Below are 18,618 nucleotides of genomic sequence, written 5' to 3'. Positions count from 1 at the left end.
ACGCACCGGCCGAACAACGCACCGGCCGAGCACCGCGGCACACGAACCGGCCCAGCACACGGCACCGGCCGAACACGCGGCACGCACCGACCGGCACGCGGCAGGCCGGTGACGGCCCCACCGCGCCGGTCAGGCCAGCGAGATCTGGTCCCCGGTGACCTTGATGTTCTTGGGCGGCAGCGGCTTGGTGGCCGGACCGGCCTTCACCGAGCCGTCCTCGATGGAGAACTTGCTGCCGTGGCAGGTGCAGTTGATGGTGCCGCCGTCGACGTTCGACACCGGGCAGTTCTGGTGGGTGCAGATTGGGCTGAAGCCCTTGAACTGGCCGGCCGTGGGCTGGGTGATGACCACGCCCTCGGTGGCGAGGACCTTGCCGCCGCCGACCGGGATGTCGGCGGTGGTGGCCAGCGACTGGGCGCCCTGCCGGTCGCCGCCGCCGGCGTCACCGGTGCTGGGGACGGCCGGGCCTCCGCTGGTGGGAGCGTCGCTGCCGCTGCCGTCGTCGCTGCCGCAGGCCGCCAGGACGACGGCCGCGCCGACCGCCCCGACGCCGGTGAGCAGGGTACGGCGTGTCTGGGTACCCGAACCGGTCAGCGCCTGATCGTCACTCATGCCTCGCCTCTCTCTTGCCCGCTGCGCCGGTCCGAAGCCGGCCACACTTCTCCACACGGGCAACTGTGCCGGATGGTTCATCCGGGCATGTTGCCGACCCGGGAAATGGGACGGGCGGGTCGGACAAGCCCACCCGTGCCGTGTTGACACGCGTGGAACCGACCCGACCCGCCCGACGACCGTGCGCCGTACGGTCAGCGCGCTCCGGCCGGCACCTTCCGGCTGGCCCGCGCCTTGGTCACGCCGTTGGCCTTGGCGGCGCGGTTGGTGGCGGCGGCTGCGCCCTTGGCCTCGCCGTCGAGCTTGAGGACCTGGCGCAGGAACTCACCGGTGTGGCTTTCGGCGACCTCGGCGACCTCCTCGGGCGTGCCGGTGGCGAGCACGGTGCCGCCCCGGTGGCCGCCCTCCGGACCCATGTCGATCAGCCAGTCGGCCGACTTGATCACGTCGAGGTTGTGCTCGATGGTGATCACGGTGTTGCCCTTGTCGACCAGACCTTCCAGCACCATCAGCAACTTGCGGATGTCTTCGAAGTGCAGACCGGTGGTCGGCTCGTCGAGCACGTAGACCGTCCGTCCGGTGGAGCGCTTCTGCAGCTCGGACGCGAGCTTGACCCGCTGTGCCTCACCGCCGGAGAGGGTGGGCGCGGGCTGACCGAGGCGGACGTAGCCGAGACCGACGTCGACCAGGGTCTTGAGGTGCCGGTGGATGGCCGGGATGGCGGAGAAGAACTCGGCGGCCTCCTCGATCGGCATCTCCAGCACGTCCGAGACGGTCTTGCCCTTGTAGTGCACCTCGAGGGTCTCCCTGTTGTACCGGGCGCCCTTGCAGACCTCGCAGGGGACGTACACGTCCGGCAGGAAGTTCATCTCGATCTTGATCGTGCCGTCGCCGGAGCACGCCTCGCAGCGCCCGCCCTTGACGTTGAACGAGAACCTCCCCGGGCCGTACCCCCGGACCTTCGCCTCGGTGGTCTCGGCGAAGAGCTTGCGGACGTGGTCCCAGACCCCGGTGTAGGTGGCCGGGTTGGAGCGCGGCGTACGGCCGATGGGCGACTGGTCCACGCCGACGACCTTGTCGACGTGCTCCAGGCCGGAGACCCGGGTGTGCCGGCCGGGCACCAGCCGGGCGCCGTTGATCTGGTTGGCGAGCACCGCGTACAGGATGTCGTTGACCAGCGTCGACTTACCCGAACCGCTGACCCCGGTGACCGCGATCAGCTGCCCGAGCGGGAACCCGACGGTCAGGTTGCGCAGGTTGTGCTCCCGCGCGCCGTGCACCACCAGCTCGCGGTCCTTGGTCTGCGGGCGACGCGTCGCGGGTGTCGGGATCGACCGTTTCCCGGACAGGTACGCCCCGGTGATCGACTCCTTGTTCTTCAGCAGCGCGGGCACCGAGCCGCTGTGCACGATCTTGCCGCCGTGCTCACCCGCGCCGGGCCCGATGTCGACGATCCAGTCGGCGACGCGGATGGTGTCCTCGTCGTGCTCGACCACGATCAGCGTGTTGCCGAGCCCGCGGAGCCGGAGCAGGGTCTCGATCAGCCGGTGGTTGTCACGCTGGTGCAGCCCGATCGACGGCTCGTCCAGCACGTAGAGCACACCCACCAGGCCGGAGCCGATCTGGGTGGCGAGGCGGATGCGCTGCGCCTCGCCGCCGGACAGGGTGCCGGCCGGCCGGTCCAGGGAGAGGTAGTCCAGACCGACGTCGAGCAGGAACCGCAGCCGGGCGTTGATCTCCTTCAGGACCCGTTCCGCGATCAGCTTCTGCCGGTCGCTCAGCTCGATGCCGGCGAGCAGGTCGGCGCACTCCCCCACGGAGAGGTTGCAGACCTCGGCGATGCTCTTGCCCGCGAGGGTGACCGCGAGCACCTCGGGCTTGAGCCGGGCGCCCCCGCACGCCGCGCACGGCACGTCGCGCATGTAGCCCTCGTACTTGTCGCGGGACCACTCGGACTCGGTGTCGGAGTGCCGGCGCTCGATCCACTGCACCACGCCCTCGAAGCCGGTGTAGTAGGAGCGCTCGCGGCCGTACTTGTTGCGGTAGCGCACGTGCACCTGGTCGTCGGACCCGTGCAGGATCGTCTTCTGCGCCCGCGCCGGCAACGCCCGCCACGGGGTGTCGATGTCGAAGTGCTGGGCCTCGCCGAGCGCCTCCAGCAGGCGCAGGAAGTATTCCAGGTTGTGCCCGGTGGACCAGGGCTGGATGGCGCCCTCGCGGAGGCTGCGCTCCGGGTCGGGGATCAGCAGCTCCGGGTCGACCTCCTTCTTGGTGCCCAGACCGGTGCACTCCGGGCAGGCGCCGTACGGCGCGTTGAAGGAGAAGACCCGGGGTTCGAGATCCTCGATGGCGAGCGGGTGGTCGTTGGGGCAGGCCAGGTGCTCGGAGTAGCGGCGCTCCCGGTCCGGGTCGTCCTCGGGGAGGTCGACGAAGTCGAGCAGCACCAGGCCGCTGGAGAGACCCAGGGCGGCCTCGACCGAGTCGGTCAGCCGCTGCTTGGCGCTGGGCTTGACGGTGAGCCGGTCGATCACCACCTCGATGGTGTGCTTCTCCTGCTTCTTGAGCTTCGGCGGCTCGGTCAGCGGGTGCACCACGCCGTCGACCCGGGCCCGGGCGTAGCCCTTGGCCTGCAACTCGGCGAAGAGGTCGACGTACTCACCCTTGCGGCCCCGGATGACCGGCGCGAGCACCATGAACTTGGTGCCCTCGGCCATCGCGAGGACCCGGTCGACGATCTGCTGAGGGCTCTGCCGGGAGATCCGCTCGCCACAGACCGGGCAGTGCGGCTCGCCGATGCGGGCGAAGAGCAGACGCAGGTAGTCGTAGACCTCGGTGATCGTGCCGACTGTCGAACGGGGGTTGCGCGAGGTGGACTTCTGGTCGATGGAGACGGCGGGGCTCAGGCCCTCGATGAAGTCGACGTCCGGCTTGTCCATCTGGCCGAGGAACTGCCGGGCGTACGACGAGAGCGACTCGACGTAGCGGCGCTGGCCCTCGGCGAAGATCGTGTCGAAGGCCAGGCTCGACTTGCCCGACCCGGACAGCCCGGTGAACACGATGAGTGCGTCCCGGGGCAGGTCGAGACTGACGTCACGCAGATTGTGCTCGCGCGCGCCACGGATGATCAGTCGGTCGGCCACAGTACGTGTACTCCCGGGAGAAGACGAAGCGAAGAATGTGTCCCGCTCTGGGTGATTTGAGCGGTCGTACGGGCGCGGAAAACACGCCTCGGCAACTCTAGCCCTGAGGTACGACACTTTCCCTCGCCCGCGCATTCCCCCAGCTCAGCCCGGTCGGCCGCGGCGCGCCGAGGCCGACCGGGCGCGCACCGGGTTGATCCACTCCGTTTCGCCTGAAGTCGGGGTATCGCCGGCACTGGGATACCGCGATATCGGCGAAGCCGAGTGGATCAAGCCCGGTCAGTAGCCTCCGGGCGTCGGCGGGCGGGCCGCACGGCGTCGGGCCGACCGCCAGCCGCCGCGCCGCTCCGCCGCCACCCGCGCCTCCCGCCGTCGGCTCTCGTGGGCCACCTCCCCCTGCAGCCGCCGCCAGCTCTCCCACCGCCGGGTCGAGAGTTCGCCGGTGTGCAGCGCCTCCCGGACCGCGCAGGCGGGCTCGCCGTCGTGCCCGCAGTCGGCGTACCGGCAGCCCTCGGCCAGCCCGGCGATGTCGGCGAACGCCCGGTCGAGCCCGGCCACGCCGTCGAGCAGGCCGACCGCCCGGACACCGGGTGTGTCGATCACCGCACCCCCGCCGGGGATCGGTACGAGGGCCCGCCAGGTGGTGGTGTGCCGCCCCTTGCCGTCGACCCGGCGGATCGCCTGCGTCGGCATCGTCACGGTGCCCGCGAGCGCGTTGACCAGGCTGGACTTGCCCGCGCCGGAGGGCCCGAGCAGGCCGAGCGTGCGGCCCGCGGTGACTTCGGCGCGCAGCGGGTCCAGCCCGTCGCCCCGCTCGGCGCTGACCGGCAGCACCGGCACGCCGGGCGCGACAGCGGCGAGTTGGCGGGCCAGCGCGGCCGGGTCGGCCGCGAGGTCGGCCTTGGTCAGCACGACCAACGGCCGCGCGCCGGACTCGTGGGCCAGGGACAGCAGCCGTTCGATCCGGCCCACGTCCGGCTCGGGGTGCACCGGCTCCACCACGGCAGCGGCGTCGAGGTTGGCGGCCAGGACCTGCCCGCTGGCGTCCTTGCCGGCGGTACGCCGGACCAGCGCGCTCCGGCGCGGCAGCACGCCTTCGACGGTGACGCGACGGTCCGGCCAGTGGGTGAGCAGCACCCAGTCTCCGGCGCAGGGCAGCGCGGACGGATCCCGGGCGGCGGCGGTCAGCACCGCCCCGCCCAGGCTGGCCCGGACCGGGCCGGTCGCGGTGAGTACGGTGCAGACACCCCGGTCCACCCGGGCCACCCGACCCGGGTGCTGCTCGGGGCGTCGCTCGGCGGAGGAGGCTCGCTCGGCGTACGCCGCCCGCTCGGCGTCCCAGCCGAGGGCGGTCAGATCGATGGTCATGGCATCCTCATCGGTGTCGAAGCTGGTGATGGCGGAACACGCGTGCCACGTCCGGCATGATCACCACCTCCGTCCGATGTCCCGGTGCCGCGTCTGCCGCTGACGGTAGGTCCCCGGCCGACGCGCCGAAAGCGATTTCCCCGGCGACGCCGCGACGGCGGACCACTAGGGTCGACGGGTGACCACGGATCCGAAGTTGCTGATGGGCGAGGTGGACGCGGCCACCGACCGGCTTCTGCGTACCGCCGCTTCTTTCGACACCGCGGACCTGGCCGCCGCGTCGCTGCTGCCGGGCTGGTCGCGCGGCCACGTGCTGGCGCACCTGGCCCGCAACGCGGACGGTTTCGTGAACCTGCTCACCGCGGCCCGCACCGGGCGGGACCTGCCGATGTACGCCTCGCTGGAGGTCCGCGCGTCGGACATCGAGACCGGTTCGGGCCGCCCGCCCGCCGCGCACGTGGACGACCTGCGACGCAGCGCGGACCTGTTCGCCGAGGCGGTCGCGGCGATGCCCGCCGAGGCGTGGGCGGCGACGGTGCAGGCGCGCAGGGGCCCCTGGCCGGCCGCGCTGCTCGTCTGGGGCCGCCTCCGCGAGATCGAGGTGCACCACCTCGACCTGGCCGCCGACTACCGGGCCGCGGACTGGTCGGACACGTTCACCCACCGGCTGCTGCGCGAGGCGGCCAGCCACCACGCCATGGGGCCGACACCGCCGTCGGTGGTGCTGCGTCTCGACGGCAGCGCGCACGAGGTGGTCATCGGTGACCGGGACGGCGCCCCGGTCGTCGCCGGTCCCGCCCCCGACCTCGCCGCCTGGCTGATCGGCCGCGCCGACGGCGCCCCGCTCTCCGTCACCCCTGACGGTCCCCTGCCTACTCCACCGGAATGGATCTGACAACGTCATGACATACAGCGGAGACGCGACCCCCGGCGGAGCGCCGGCGGTACGCGAGCTGGACGGGCTCACCATCAGCAAGCTGTCGGTGGGTCCGATGGACAACAACGCCTACCTGCTGCGCTGCACGAGCACCGGTGACCAGGTGCTGATCGACGCCGCCAACGAGGCGCCCCGGCTGCTGGAGCTGGTCGGCGACGGCGGGCTCACCGCTGTGGTGACGACCCACCAGCACATGGACCACTGGGTGGCGTTGGAGGAGGTGGTCGCCACGACCGGCGCCCGGGCGCTGGTGCACGCCGACGACGCTTCCGGGCTGCCGATCGAGGCGGAGCGTCTGTCCGATGGCGACACCGTGCCGGTGGGCGACTGCGCGCTGGAGGTCATCCACATCAAGGGGCACACCCCGGGCTCGATCGCGCTGCTCTACCGCGACCCCGCCGGCACCCCGCACCTCTTCACCGGTGACAGTCTCTTCCCGGGTGGCGTTGGTAACACCGACAAGGACCCGGAGCGCTTCGCCGCGCTGATCGACGACGTCGAGCACAAGCTGTTCGACCGCCTCCCCGACGACACCTGGTTCTACCCGGGTCACGGCAAGGACAGCACCCTGGGCGCCGAACGCCCCGCCCTCCCCCAGTGGAAAGCCAGAGGCTGGTAACAACCAGAGAACCCCACGACGACCGAGAACCACCAAAGATCAAAACCCACCGGCGGGGCGGCACGAACAGACGCAGGTCGACCACGAGGGGGCGGGGGCCCGCCGTGCCCGGCGCAGGGATCAAGCCTGACCGCCCGGAGCCGGGCACGGCGGGCCCCCGCCCCACCACCGCAACCACCCAAAGATCAAGAAGCAACAGCGAACAGCCGCCGCCGCGCCCCCAGCAACACGACGGAAGCCAACACCACCCCGACCCCCATCGTGATCACGAGCGGGCTGGGCTCACCGGGCAGCAGCCCGGCGATGGACCGCGCCGCGGTGCCCAGCGCGAGGTAGAGGCCGGCCCAGGCGGCCGCGCCGAGCGTGGCGCAACCGAGGAATCGGCGGTACGACATCCGCAGCCCGCCCGCGGCCAGCGGCAGCAGCGCGTTGAACACGGGCAGGAACGGCGCGACGATCATCATCCGGCCGCCACCGCGACGCAGGATTCCTTCCGCCGCCACCCAGCGCGTCTCGCCGATCCAGCCGCCGATCCGGCTGTGTCGGAGCTGCTCGGCGTAGCGGCGGCCGATCAGGAAACTCAGCGACCAGCCGGCCAGGCAGCCGACCAGGACGGCGGCGAAGGTGGCCAGGCCGGTGGTCGGGCGGCCCATCCCGACGGCGGCGAGGATCGCCACATCACCGGGGACCAGGACACCCAGCAGGGGTACGGCGTCGAAGAGCATGACGAGCCCGAGCGTGCCCATCAGCAGCAGAACGGGCAGTTCACCGATCTGGGCCAGCGATTGCGTCATGCCTCGTACGCTATGGCCGCCGCACCACTTCGGACATCCGGTTGTTGCCCCCAGCCACCCCTGGCTTCGGTCTCGGGGTCGCCCCTGAGACGTCGGGGGCGCTCAGACGGGTCGCAGCACCTGCACCCGGCGTAGTGGCGAGTCCACCGACGGTTCGGTGGTCGGCACCGGATAGTCGGCGAGCACCGTCAGTCGGTCGACCGGCAGGTGCTCCCGGCCGGGGTCACCGACCAGCACGTCGGCGCCCGCGGCGGCGATCCGTTCCAGGAACGGCAGCATCCGGTCGGCCATCGCGCGGTCGTAGAAGACGTCCCCGGCGACCACCAGGTCGGCCTCCGCGTCGACGCTGTCGAGCAGGTCGTCCCCGACCGCGTCGACAGCGACCTGGTTTGCCCGCGCGTTGATGGTGACGGCGGCGACGGCGTACGGGTCGATGTCGTTGGCGATCACCCGCGTGGCGCCGGCCAGCGCGGCCGCGATGGCAACCAGTCCCGACCCGGCGGCGAGGTCGAGCACCCGGCGACCGGCGGCCAGCTCCGGGTGGTCCAGGAGGTGGCGGGCCAGTGCCTGGCCTCCGGCCCAGGCGGACGCCCAGTACGGTGCCGGCATCGCATGGCCGGCGGTGGCTTCCATCCGGGCCCACCAGACGATCGCGTCCTCGGCCAGGTGCAGTCGCACCTCGGGGACGAACGGGGTGGGGACCAGCCGGAGCCGGTCCAGGCCGGTGCCGGGAGCGTCGATCTCGCGCTCCAGCTCGGTCAGCGCGTCGGCTGCGGCACCCGTCATCGGCGCAAGCATGCCCCAGCGGCGCGAGGTCGGGGCGGCTTTCACGTGCCGCCGCGCAGAGTTCACTCGAAGACCTACGGCACTTCGGCCAGCAGATCGGGGTTTTGCCCGTTACTGTCGAACAGGTACGGGCGATCATCGGCCAGAGGCCGAGGGTCAGCCGCTTTGAACAGGGAGAGATGCATGGCAACCGGCACGGTTAAGTGGTTCAACTCGGAAAAGGGCTTCGGCTTCATCGAGCAGGACGGTGGAGGGCCGGACGTGTTCGTCCACTACTCCGCCATCGCGACGAGCGGCTACCGGGAGCTCAACGAGGGCCAGAAGGTCGAGTTCGAGGTGACCCAGGGGCAGAAGGGTCCGCAGGCGGACAACGTCCGCCCGATGTAGCTCCGTGCCGGTGACGGCGGCCGGTCTCCGGCCGCCGTCGCAGCGCACTCAAGACGCCACCGGGGCGGCGGGCAGGTCCCGCCGCCTCCGGATTGGCCCGATCAACAGGATCATCGGGGTGAACGCCTGCCAGGCGGTCATCACGAACACTGCTGTGCCGACGCCGTAGCGCGCGCCGATCACACCGGCCAGCACGGCCGCCACCGGGATCGTGCCGTAGTTGAGCAGATGCATGCTCACCGTCACCCGGCCCAGCATGTGGTGCGGCGTGTAGGTCTGCCGGAAGGCGCCCTTGACCACGTTGCCGACGGCCACGCCGAGGCCGACCAGCACGCCACCGAGCGCCGGCCAGGTCAACCCGACGCCCGGCGCGGCCAGGGGGATGAGCAGGGCCGGCGGGCCGGCGAGCACCCCGCCGATCAGCAGGGCCCGGGCGGTGCCCCAGCGCCGACCGACAGTGGTGGCCACCAGCGCCCCGATGATCCCTCCGGCGCTCATCACCCCGACCAGCGCACCGACCAGGCCGGGTTCGAGACGCAGCTCGCGGACGAGGAAGACCACCAGGACGGCCTGGTAGCCGCTCAGCCCGAGGTTGCTGGCCGCGCCGAAGGCCGTCAGCACTCGCAGGTACGGGTCCCGGACGACGAAGCGCAGCCCCTCGGCGATGTCCTGACGCAGGGACCGGGATCGGTCCGGCCGACGCATGCGTGGTTCCCGGGTGCGGATCCGCAGGAGCAACACCGCCGAGGCGAGGAACGTGAGCGCGTCCAGCAGCAGGGCGGCGACGGCACCGGTGAGCTGGGCGATCAGGCCGGCGAGGCCGGGCCCGACGACGTGGCTCACGGTCTGCGTCGCCTGGAGCTTCGCGTTGCCCTCGGCTAGTTGCTCGGGTCGCAGCAGCACCGGCAGGTAGACCTGGTCTGCGGTCTCGAAGAAGACCCGGGCGGCACCGGCGCTGAGGGCGACCACCAGCAGGTGGGTGACGGTGAGCCAGCCCAGCACGGCGGCGAGCGGCACACTGAGGAAGGCCACCGCGCAGAACAGGTCGCACACCACCATCACCGACCGGCGGGGCAGCCGGTCCACCCACGCGCCGGCCGGCAGACCGATCAGCAGCCACGGCAGCCAGGCGGCGGCGGTGAGCACCGCGACCTGGAAGGTGCCGGCGTCGAGGACGGCGACGGCGACCAGGGGCAGCGCGACGGTGGTGACGTTGCTGCCGACGCTGCTGATCGTCTGACCGGCCCAGAGCAGCCGGAAGTCGCGGTGCCGCAGCAACCCGCCGGCCTCGCGGACGGGCGTCGGGCCACTGCGGGTGGTGGTGGTCACGGCCGGGCCGGTACACCGTGGACGAACACGAAGACCGGCTGGCGGTCGGCGTCGTCGTCGGGCAGGTCCCGGTTGGCCCAGCGGGCGAGGAGGTCGATCACCTCGCGGCTCAGCTCGGCGAGTTCGCCCGGCGTGAGATGCATCCAGTGGTCGGTGGAGAACGGCGCGTCCTCCCAGGCGGCCTGGCTGGCCTCGTCGGTGGCGTGCCATGCGCGCGCCAGGGCGACGTGCCGGTCGAGGTTGAGCGAGGTGGCGGCGTCGGCGACCACCCGGGCGGCCGGGTCGGCGTCGAAGTCGGCGTTGGACCAGCGCAGGCCCCGGCTGACCGGCCGCCACCACCGCTCGCGCCGGTCCCGGGCCAGCTCGGGGGCCTCGGTGACCAGGTCCGCGGCGGCGAGGACCTTGAGGTGGTGGCTGACGTTCGCCGGCGCCTGGTCGGTGCGCTCGGCGAGCAGGCCGACGGTCGAGGGGCCGTGCACCTTGAGCACGTCCATCAGGCGGCGGCGCAGCGGGTGGGCCATGGCGGCCAGCGCCCGCGAGTCGGTGATCTGGCGTACGTCGGGACTTTTCATGGTCACACCATGACATCCACAAGAGCTGTTGCGCAATCGATGTTGCCCAACGATCGTTGCGGAGTGGTGGGAGAGGGACGGCCCGGCGGCTACGGGCCGTCCCTCCGCTCAGGCGACGAGCCGGCGGGCCAGCTCGTCGGCGACCTGCTGGGCGATGGTGGGCGGGATCGCCGCCGCGATCTCTTCCGGCGTCAGCCCGGCCAGCACGCCCTGCACGATCGCCGCCTCGTCGGTGAAGTCCTTCGCGGCCAGTGCGTTGAGCTTGTTCTGCAGGTCGGTGAGCTGCGCCGTCATCGCCCGCAGGTTCCAGTTGCCGGTCACCGAGGCGCCGGTCTCGTCCCGGCCTTCCGCCATCCGGGTGTAGATCTGTCCGATCGGGTTGCGGCCGTCCAGCACGGTGAGGTTCTTGTGGACGGTGGCCAGCCAGTTGTGCTCCTGAGGGGTCATGTCGTCGTCCTCCAGTAGTCCGATGGAGCTGAGGTAGCGGCGGAACAACGGCCGCTGGTCGCGACCCGCCTTGATCGCGTCACGAAAGAAACTGAAGTGGGTGTGCCAGCGGTGCGAGCTGTCGCCGGTGGTGCGCTTGCCGAGGCGGTCCCACCGCTTCACGGTGGTGCCGTCGGGGCTGTAGATGATCTCGCGGATGTCCTGGGTGTCGGCCGCGTTCGCGGCGCACTGCGCCACGCACCAGACCGAGAAGCTGGACAGGGTGTTCGAACGGCCACCGGAGCGGACGTCGAACTGGCCGACATCGAGCGCCGCCGCGTCGAGCGTCAGGCCGGCCCGGTCCCGGGGTGACTCGACCACCGAGTAGTCGTTTGCGACGACCCGGTCCGAGCCGCAGTGGTAGCCGCCCCGGTGGGCCGGGTCGCCGACGATGCCGACCTCCGCCGGCTCCAGGTCGTCCGGGCCGGGGGCGTTGTCGAGGTGAGTGAGGAGCAGACTTCGAAGGGCCAACAGGTTTGCCGGGGCCCGGGTCATGGGGTCCCCCTCTCCGGTGGGGCGGGGACCGGGCACAACGTCACACCGCGTACGCGGTGCTGGGCTTTCGACGAGCCCGGTCTGCTGGTGCACGGCGCCGGGCGTTGACTCCACCATAGCCCGCAATCGTCGTGAATGCCCAGCTCAGACGGGGTCTGTTCAGATGGGAGGGTGCACCGCGGCAGAGTGGACGATCGGCAACAGCACCGCCGAAGGGTGCGCCGGGTTGTGCAGAACCTGCCGCCAGCCAGCACGCAGCGTCACCGCCGTACCGAGGGGTTCACCGGTGCCGGGGTTACGCGCCCAGCGCGGGTGTGCCCCACCGGAGACCTGCACCCGCAGTCGGTGTCCGGCGGCGAACCGGTACGCGGTCGGCCAGAGCGACACCGACACCCGCAGCACACCGTCGGAATCGGCGGGAGGGCGCTCGGGTGCGACCCGCACCAGGCCGTCGCACACGTTCCACGAGCGACCTCGACGGTCCACGTCGCACAGTCGAACGAAGACGTCCAGGTACGGCAGCTCGGCGTGGACGTGAATCTCGGCGCGTACCGGGCCGATCACCTCGACCGGCGCGCTCAGCGGGGCGCTGGTGTAGGTCAGCACGTCGGGGCGAGCCTCGACGGGTCGGTTGTCCACCCGGCCGGCCCGCTGGGCGACGAGCAGCGGGCCACCCACCGACGGGGTCGGGTCGGCCGGGTCGTACCGGAGCGTGTCCGGCGTCGACGCGACCGGCGGGCGCACCGCCAGCTCGCCACCCGGATGCAGGTGCCAGGCGGTCTCGACGGCCGGAGGTGGCCAGTCCGGCAGGTCCCGCCAGCCGCCGCCGGCACCGCCGAGGTGGATGCGCACGGGCGTCCGGGCCGGGACGGGCGACCGGGGTACGGCCGTGAGGTGCTCGTCGAGCCAGGCCAGTCCCTCGCGCAGGGCGGCCGTGAACAGGCCGGGGCTGCCGTGCGTCCACGGCCCGATCACGAGGCGCGGCCGCGCTCCGGTGGCGCGCAGCGTGGCGTAGTCGTCGAGCTGGGCGGGCAGGAAGATGTCGTGCCAGCCGGTGACCATGGCCACCGGCGCCCGCACCCGGGCCACCCGGTCGGCGAAGACCCGGGTCCGCCAGTAGGCGGCGTCCGGCTCGTGGTGGCGCAGCCACTCCTGGAAGAAGGGGATGGTCACTCCGGTGGCCACCCGGTCGGCGTCGACCAACGGCAGGTGCCGCAGCGCGGCGGCGAGCCGTGGTTGCCCACGCTTGAGCTCCCACTGCCGGGCCAGCCAGGTCACGGTCTGCGCGTGCAGCAACTCCGCCCAGGTCAGAACGGTGTCCAGGGCGAAGGACTCCCCCGCGTACGTCGAGTCCCGGGTGGCCGACGCGGTCACCACCGCGACCATCGCGCGCAGGTCCTCGTCGGCGTCGGCGGCGAGCGCCCACTGCGCGAAGCCCTGGTAGCTGACCCCGAACATGCCGAGCCGCCCGGCCCACCAGGGTTGGCGGCGCAGCCAGTCCAGGGTGTCCACACCGTCGTCACGCTCGTGCACCAGCGGGGCGAACGTGCCGCCGGAGCCGTCGGTGCCCCGGCAGGCCTGGATGACCGCGTGCCGGCCCCGGGCGGCGAGCAGCCGTCCGAGCAGCCGCAGCGGTCCACCCCGCCCGTACGGGGTGCGGATCAGCACCGTCGGCGCGTCCCGGGCCGCCGGGGCGTAGTGGTCGGTGCGCAGCACCACACCGTCGCGGGCCCGAACGGCGATGTCGCGGGTGACCCGCACCGGACCGGGTGGGGTGGGTGGTAGCCGCAGCGCGGCTGCGGCGAGGCGGGCGAGGAGCCGGTCCGGCACCGGTCAGCCCGTCGGGCGGCGGGGCGGCTCGGGGCGGGCGGCGCGTACCTCGTCCCGGTGGTCCCGCAACGACTCGCCTATCTCGGCCAGGAACCGGTGCACGATCTCCAGCTCGTCGTCGCCGAAGCGGTCCATCACCGTGTCGGTACGCGCGCCGAGTGGCCGGAAGAACTCCATGGCGAGGGCGGCGCCCTGGTCGGCGTAGTGCAGCAGCACCTTGCGCCGGTCGGTGGTGTCCCGGTCCCGGCGGATGTGACCGGCCCGCTCGAGCCGGTCGATCAGGGCGGTGACGGAGCCGGAGGAGAGGTTGAGGTGCTCACCGAGGCGACCGGGGGTGATCGGCTCACCGAGCAGCTCGGCGTCCATCACGGCGATCAGCGCCTGCAGGTCGGTCGGGTTGAGCCCGTGCAGGTTGGCGAAGGCGTGGCCGACCTGTTGGGCGTCGGACGCGTACCGCCGGAGGTTGTTGGTGATCTCCGCGACCAGCTGTTCGCGGCGTGTGTCGCGCCGCCGGTACATGCCGTGAGTCGCCACCTCGCGCCGCTTCCCCCGTCGTCCGTGTCCCGGGTTGCAGCATAGAACAGCCGCCGATAATCTCGATTATCAAGATACTCGACCCCCGAAGGACCCCGAGGTCAATCCTGATGTCTGTCTTCACCAGAGTCGCCCGGGGCCGGTTGGCCGCCTGGCTGACCGTGGCCGCGGCGATCGTCGTCGCCGCGATCGTCTTCGGCACCCCCCAGCCGGACAACCCGGCGCCGGTCTCGGCCACCGGCCTGTCCGCGCAGTGGCAGTCGACCCAGGTGCAACGCCTCCAGGACCAGCTGCCCTCCAACAACGTGCAGCCCGCCGTCGTGGTGGTCAGCCGCGGCGACGGTGCCGCGCTGAGCGAGGCCGACCGGGCGAGCGTCGACACCCGCGCCGGCGAGCTGCGCCGCTTCGCGGCGGGCGGCCAGGTCAGCCCCGCCCAGGTCTCCCCGGACGGCACCGTCGCCCTGGTCGTCGTGCCGGTCGACACCGCCGGCGGGCAGGAGGCCGTCACCGCGACGGTGACCGATCTGCGCGAGACGCTCTCGGACCTGCCCGGCGGGTTGGGTGCCGACGTGACCGGCGCACCCGCCTTCACAGCCGACCTCTCCTCGGTGTTCGACGGCGCCGACATCACCCTGCTCGCGGTGACCGCCGCCGTCGTGGCGGTGCTGCTGCTGATCACCTACCGCAGCCCGTTCCTGTGGATCGTGCCGCTGGTGGTGGTCGCGGCGACCGAGCAACTCACCCTGCGCGCGGTGGACACCATCGTCCCGGCCGTCGGCATCAACCTCCAGCCGGGCCAGGTCACCGGCATCGCCAGCGTGCTGGTCTTCGGCGCCGCCACCGACTACGCCCTGCTGCTCATCGCCCGATACCGGGAGGAGCTGCGGCGTACGGAGGACCGCTTCGCGGCGATGCGCGCCGCGCTGCGCCGCACCGCCGAGCCGATCCTGGCCAGCGGTGGCACCGTGGTGCTCGGCGTTCTCACCCTGCTGCTCAGCGAGCAGGAGACCAACCGGGCACTGGCGGTGGCCTGCGCCACCGGTGTGGTCTTCGCCATGCTCTCGGCCCTGTTCGTGCTCCCCGCCGTCCTGGTGCTGTTCGGCAGGGGCCTGTTCTGGCCGTTCGTCCCCCGCGTCGGGGGCCCCGCCCGGGAGGGGCGGCTCTGGGGTCGGCTCGGCGCGGCCGTGGAACGCCGTCCGGTGGTGGTCGCCGTGCTGGCCACCGTGCTGCTCGGCGGCCTGGCCCTGGGTGGGCTCGGGATCCGCACCGGCCTGTCCGAGACCGAGCAGTTCCGGGCCGAGCCCGAGGCGGTGACCGGTGCGCAGACGCTGGCTCGGGCGTTCCCCGCCGGCAGCACCCAACCGGTGGCCGTGATCACCACACCGGCGGCGGTGCGGGCGGTCACCGACGCCGCCGCCGCCGTTCCCGGCGTCGCCTCGGCGCGTCCCGGCGACGCCGGTGAGGCCGTGGCCCAGGTCGACGTCGTCCTGGAAGCCGAACCCGGCACCACCGCCTCGGACCGCGCGATCGAGGCGTTGCGTACGGCGGTCGCCGCCGTGCCCGACTCCGCTCCCCCGGCCGCCGCCGGCGCGGACGCGCCGTCCGGGGCGATCGTCGGTGGTTCCGTGGCCGCCACGTACGACTCCGACGAGGCCAACGACCGTGACCTGCGACTGATCCTGCCGATCATCCTGCTGCTGGTCGGCGCGGTGCTCGTGCTCCTGCTGCGCGGGCTCCTCGCACCGGTGCTGCTGGTGCTCACCGTGATCGCGTCGTTCTTCGCCAGCCTCGGGGCGGCGTGGCTGCTCTTCGACCACGTGCTGGACTTCCCGGCGCTCGACAGCGGCGTCCTGCTGCTCGCCTTCGTGTTCCTGGTGGCGCTCGGTGTGGACTACAACATCTTCCTGGTCACCCGGGCCCGGGAGGACGCCCGCAGCGTGGGCACCCGGGAGGGCATGCTCTCCGCCCTGCGGGTCACCGGCGGCGTGATCACCAGCGCCGGGGTGCTGCTCGCCGCGGTGTTCGCCGTCCTCGGCGTGCTGCCGCTGATCACCCTGACCCAGATCGGCATCATCGTCTGCATCGGCGTCCTGCTGGACACCCTGCTGGTCCGCACGGTCGTGGTGCCGGCGCTGGCGTTCCTGCTCGGTGAGCGCTTCTGGTGGCCCGGCCGGATCACCCGCGAGTCTGCCGAGGACGTCCCGGCGTCGCCGGAGCCGGTTGCCGCCCGCGACTGACCGACCGGCGCGACGAGGGCCGTGGCGACACCGTCACGGCCCTCGTCGCGGTCAGTAGTCCAGGCAGACGCACTCGGACATCAGCGCGCGGACGTTGCGCACGTACGACGGGTTGGGGATGGCCAGCGGCTTCCCCTCCTGCGCCACCGCCCCGTGCCCGTAGTTGTACGCGGCGATCACCGCGTTGAGCAGGCAGGAATTCAGCTCGGACGTGCACAGGGCCGGGTCGAGTCGGAAGTCGGACTCGAAGTACATGTCGCCGATGTACTTCGTCGCCCAGGCCAGGTAGGTGGCGCCCAGGTAGGCGTTGTCCCGGTAGGCGTCGATCTCGTAGCTCTTCTCGAACCGCTGGTTCATCCAGGTCGCGGTGGCCGGCATCACCTGCATCAGCCCGACGCCAGCGTCACAGGCGTAGATGTTGGACTGCCAGCCGCTCTCCTGCCAGGCGGTGGCCTTGAGCAGGTTGAGCGGGATCGTGATGTCCGGTGCGGAGGACGGCCAGTAGGTGCGGCCGGCCGCGTCGGTCAGCGCCGCCTTCACCTCGGCCCGGGTCGCCTGGGTGCCCTTGTAGCTCGGCTTGCAGGAACTCGGCGCGGGCTTCGGTGGTGCCGGCGGGACCTGCGTCTCGGTGGGCGGCTTCGCCACCGCGAGGGGTTTCGTCGCGGTGCGGGTCGGCTTCTTCGTGGGCTTCTTCGTCGGCGTCGGGGTCGCGCTGCGACTCGGCGCGGCGCCCATCGACTCCACCGCGCTCGCCGAGGGGCTCGGCTCCTCGGTGACCTCGTCGCCGGGGGTGTCGGTCGGCGCGTCGGTGACCGCCACCGGCGCGGCCAGGTCCTGCGGCGTCTCCCCCTTGGCGGCGCAGCCGACCAGCGCGCTCGCCAGCAGGAACCCGGCGAGCGCCGCGACGCCCAGCCGGCCGGTCCGTCGAATCATGCCGATGCCTCCCCGTGTGACAGTCGCCGCACACTAGCAAGGTTCGACCGGGCTGCGATGCCCCTCGGACGACGGCTGGGCGTGGTCCACCGGCTGCTCCAACTCCCGCACCGCCCGGTCCCGGGTGGCCCACGCCACCATGAACACCACCGTCCAGAGCACCCCGAGCAGCACCGCCGCGGCGCTCCCGCTCGCCGTGTCCAGACCCAGGTAGAGCCGCGCGCCACCGACCCCGAGCACCCCCGCCGCGGCGGTCGTCCAGGCCGCCACGGCCACCGGCCACCGGGCACCGCGCGACACCAGCCAGGCCAGGGTGCAGAAGCTCGCCGCCACCACGGCGTTCTGGGTCGGCAGCGGGGCCGACCCACCGCCGCCGTGCGGCCCGGTCAGTTCGGCCACCACGGCCAGCACCACCAGGGGCACGAACGCGCCCGCCGTGCCGACCACGCTGAGCAGGTCGGTGCGCCAGGGCCGGCTGCGCCACGCCAGCACCGCCGCCACCAGCGCCACCAACAGGATCAACACCGACCCGCGTACCACCGACACCACTACCGCCGTGACGTCGGCGGCATCCGGGGTACGCCGGGCGGCGAACCAGCCCGCGACGGCGTCGTCCAGTGCGGCCAGGCCGCTGTTGCGCACCGCCACGGCGAGCAGGCCGGCGATGGCGAGCCCGGCGGCGAAGAGCAGCAGGAGCCCGGCGGCCAGGTTGAGCAGCAACGTCCACGCCGGCCCGACCCGCATCGCCACCAGGAAGAACAGCACCCCGTAGCGCGCCGTGAGCCAGCGCACCGGGGGCAACGCGCCGGCCCGGGACAGCAACGCGCGAACCGGATCGGGGTTGCGACCCAGCCACCGGCCGGCGAGCACCACGGCCAACAGGCCCGCCAGCAGCACCAGCGCCGCGCCGGTGGCCCGACCGAGCAGCCGGGACACCGTGTCGTACGACTCACCGGCGAGGTGACCGAGCAGGACCGAACCGCCCACCCAGGTCACCACACCGGCCAGGTTCCACAGCACGAACCGGCGGTACGGCATGCCGGCCGCACCGGCCAGCCGGGGCACCAGCGTGCGGGCGAAGGCCACCCAGCGGGCCGCGAACACGCCCCGCCCGCCCAGCCGGGCGAGCATGGCGTCGGCCCGGCCCCACCGCTCGGGCCCGACCCGGTGACCCAGCCCGGCGCGCAGCCGGGGGCCGTACCGGCGTCCGGCGCGGAAGGCCAGCCCGTCCCCGGCGACCGCCGCGACGATCATCGCGAGCAACGCCGGCCCGAGCCGCAAGGTACCGTTGTAGGTGAGGAAGCCGACGAGCAGCAGGGTAGCCTCACCCGGCACGAGCAGGCCGAAGATCACCGCGGTCTCGCCCGCCACGATCAGCGCGGCGACCAGGTAGATCCACAGGGTGGGCAGACTCTGCACCCAGGTCAGCAGGTCGTGCACTCAGGCCCCCGGGACACGGGAGCCAGCATGCCAGCCGGGAGAACCACCGGCACAGCAGTTTCACCATAGATCAGGGGCACCTGGGGGTGACCCCGACGCGGCCTGCGCGAGCGCAGGCG

The 18,618-nt window shown here is 72.5% G+C and carries 16 protein-coding genes; 4 read left to right on the top strand and 12 right to left on the bottom strand.

Going from position 1 to position 18,618, the window contains the following annotated elements:
• Positions 1 to 129: 129 nt before the first annotated feature.
• The 3 genes from GA0070612_RS15485 to rsgA all read right to left on the bottom strand — a co-directional run bounded on the left by GA0070612_RS15485 (position 130) and on the right by rsgA (position 5,120).
• A complete protein-coding gene (locus tag GA0070612_RS15485) occupies positions 130 to 612 on the bottom strand; it encodes a Rieske (2Fe-2S) protein (RefSeq protein WP_088988537.1) in 483 nt (160 codons plus the stop codon).
• A gap of 194 nt (positions 613 to 806) precedes the next feature.
• On the bottom strand, positions 807 to 3,752 hold the full coding sequence (uvrA, locus tag GA0070612_RS15480; protein WP_088988536.1) for an excinuclease ABC subunit UvrA: 2,946 nt from the start codon (positions 3,750 to 3,752) through the stop codon (positions 807 to 809).
• Between the two features lie 279 nt (positions 3,753 to 4,031).
• On the bottom strand, positions 4,032 to 5,120 hold the full coding sequence (gene rsgA, locus GA0070612_RS15475; protein ID WP_088988535.1) for a ribosome small subunit-dependent GTPase A: 1,089 nt from the start codon (positions 5,118 to 5,120) through the stop codon (positions 4,032 to 4,034).
• Positions 5,121 to 5,298: 178 nt separating this feature from the next.
• Here rsgA and GA0070612_RS15470 point away from each other — a divergent pair, with 178 nt between their 5' ends.
• Both GA0070612_RS15470 and GA0070612_RS15465 read left to right on the top strand, forming a co-directional pair.
• Positions 5,299 to 6,015 (top strand): maleylpyruvate isomerase family mycothiol-dependent enzyme, encoded by a 717-nt coding sequence (locus GA0070612_RS15470; protein ID WP_088988534.1) that lies wholly within the window; start codon positions 5,299 to 5,301, stop codon positions 6,013 to 6,015.
• A gap of 7 nt (positions 6,016 to 6,022) precedes the next feature.
• Positions 6,023 to 6,676, top strand: coding sequence for an MBL fold metallo-hydrolase (locus GA0070612_RS15465; protein WP_088988533.1), 654 nt, complete (start codon positions 6,023 to 6,025; stop codon positions 6,674 to 6,676).
• 185 nt (positions 6,677 to 6,861) lie between these two features.
• Here GA0070612_RS15465 and GA0070612_RS15460 read toward each other — a convergent pair whose 3' ends face one another.
• Both GA0070612_RS15460 and GA0070612_RS15455 read right to left on the bottom strand, forming a co-directional pair.
• Complete coding sequence (locus tag GA0070612_RS15460; protein WP_088988532.1) at positions 6,862 to 7,470, bottom strand: DedA family protein; 609 nt, start codon at positions 7,468 to 7,470, stop codon at positions 6,862 to 6,864.
• A 102-nt stretch (positions 7,471 to 7,572) separates the two neighbouring features.
• Positions 7,573 to 8,256 carry a class I SAM-dependent methyltransferase gene (locus GA0070612_RS15455; protein WP_331716403.1) on the bottom strand — a complete coding sequence of 228 codons (684 nt, stop codon included), beginning with the start codon at positions 8,254 to 8,256 and terminating at the stop codon, positions 7,573 to 7,575.
• A gap of 183 nt (positions 8,257 to 8,439) precedes the next feature.
• Between GA0070612_RS15455 and GA0070612_RS15450 the strand changes: the two genes are divergently transcribed.
• On the top strand, positions 8,440 to 8,643 hold the full coding sequence (locus tag GA0070612_RS15450) for a cold-shock protein (RefSeq protein ID WP_007072071.1): 204 nt from the start codon (positions 8,440 to 8,442) through the stop codon (positions 8,641 to 8,643).
• A gap of 48 nt (positions 8,644 to 8,691) precedes the next feature.
• Here the strand turns inward: GA0070612_RS15450 and GA0070612_RS15445 are convergent, their stop codons facing one another.
• The 5 genes from GA0070612_RS15445 to GA0070612_RS15425 all read right to left on the bottom strand — a co-directional run bounded on the left by GA0070612_RS15445 (position 8,692) and on the right by GA0070612_RS15425 (position 13,874).
• Positions 8,692 to 9,972: an MFS transporter gene (locus GA0070612_RS15445; RefSeq protein ID WP_088988530.1), complete on the bottom strand. Its 1,281-nt coding sequence runs from the start codon at positions 9,970 to 9,972 to the stop codon at positions 8,692 to 8,694.
• A complete protein-coding gene (locus tag GA0070612_RS15440) occupies positions 9,969 to 10,544 on the bottom strand; it encodes an ArsR/SmtB family transcription factor (RefSeq protein ID WP_088991525.1) in 576 nt (191 codons plus the stop codon). The genes GA0070612_RS15445 and GA0070612_RS15440 overlap by 4 nt, the downstream gene beginning before the upstream one ends.
• 108 nt (positions 10,545 to 10,652) lie before the next feature.
• Positions 10,653 to 11,525: a hypothetical protein gene (locus GA0070612_RS15435; protein WP_088988529.1), complete on the bottom strand. Its 873-nt coding sequence runs from the start codon at positions 11,523 to 11,525 to the stop codon at positions 10,653 to 10,655.
• Positions 11,526 to 11,684: 159 nt separating this feature from the next.
• Entirely contained in the window at positions 11,685 to 13,355 is a 1,671-nt protein-coding gene (locus GA0070612_RS15430; protein ID WP_088988528.1) for a CocE/NonD family hydrolase, read from the bottom strand.
• Positions 13,356 to 13,358: 3 nt separating this feature from the next.
• Positions 13,359 to 13,874 (bottom strand): MarR family winged helix-turn-helix transcriptional regulator, encoded by a 516-nt coding sequence (locus GA0070612_RS15425; protein ID WP_088988527.1) that lies wholly within the window; start codon positions 13,872 to 13,874, stop codon positions 13,359 to 13,361.
• 125 nt (positions 13,875 to 13,999) lie between these two features.
• Here GA0070612_RS15425 and GA0070612_RS15420 point away from each other — a divergent pair, with 125 nt between their 5' ends.
• Positions 14,000 to 16,126 (top strand): MMPL family transporter, encoded by a 2,127-nt coding sequence (locus GA0070612_RS15420; RefSeq protein WP_088988526.1) that lies wholly within the window; start codon positions 14,000 to 14,002, stop codon positions 16,124 to 16,126.
• 51 nt (positions 16,127 to 16,177) lie between these two features.
• Here GA0070612_RS15420 and GA0070612_RS15415 read toward each other — a convergent pair whose 3' ends face one another.
• Together GA0070612_RS15415 and GA0070612_RS15410 are read right to left on the bottom strand one after the other, a co-directional pair.
• On the bottom strand, positions 16,178 to 17,059 hold the full coding sequence (locus GA0070612_RS15415; RefSeq protein ID WP_088988525.1) for a lytic transglycosylase domain-containing protein: 882 nt from the start codon (positions 17,057 to 17,059) through the stop codon (positions 16,178 to 16,180).
• 33 nt (positions 17,060 to 17,092) lie between these two features.
• Complete coding sequence (locus GA0070612_RS15410; protein ID WP_088988524.1) at positions 17,093 to 18,499, bottom strand: DedA family protein; 1,407 nt, start codon at positions 18,497 to 18,499, stop codon at positions 17,093 to 17,095.
• Between the last annotated feature and the right edge of the window lie 119 nt (positions 18,500 to 18,618).

This window comes from Micromonospora chokoriensis (genome assembly GCF_900091505.1).
Classification (GTDB): Bacteria; Actinomycetota; Actinomycetes; order Mycobacteriales; family Micromonosporaceae; genus Micromonospora; species Micromonospora chokoriensis.
The sequence above is the reverse complement of the archived record's forward strand: the minus strand, read 5'-3'. Positions and strand labels throughout refer to the sequence as shown.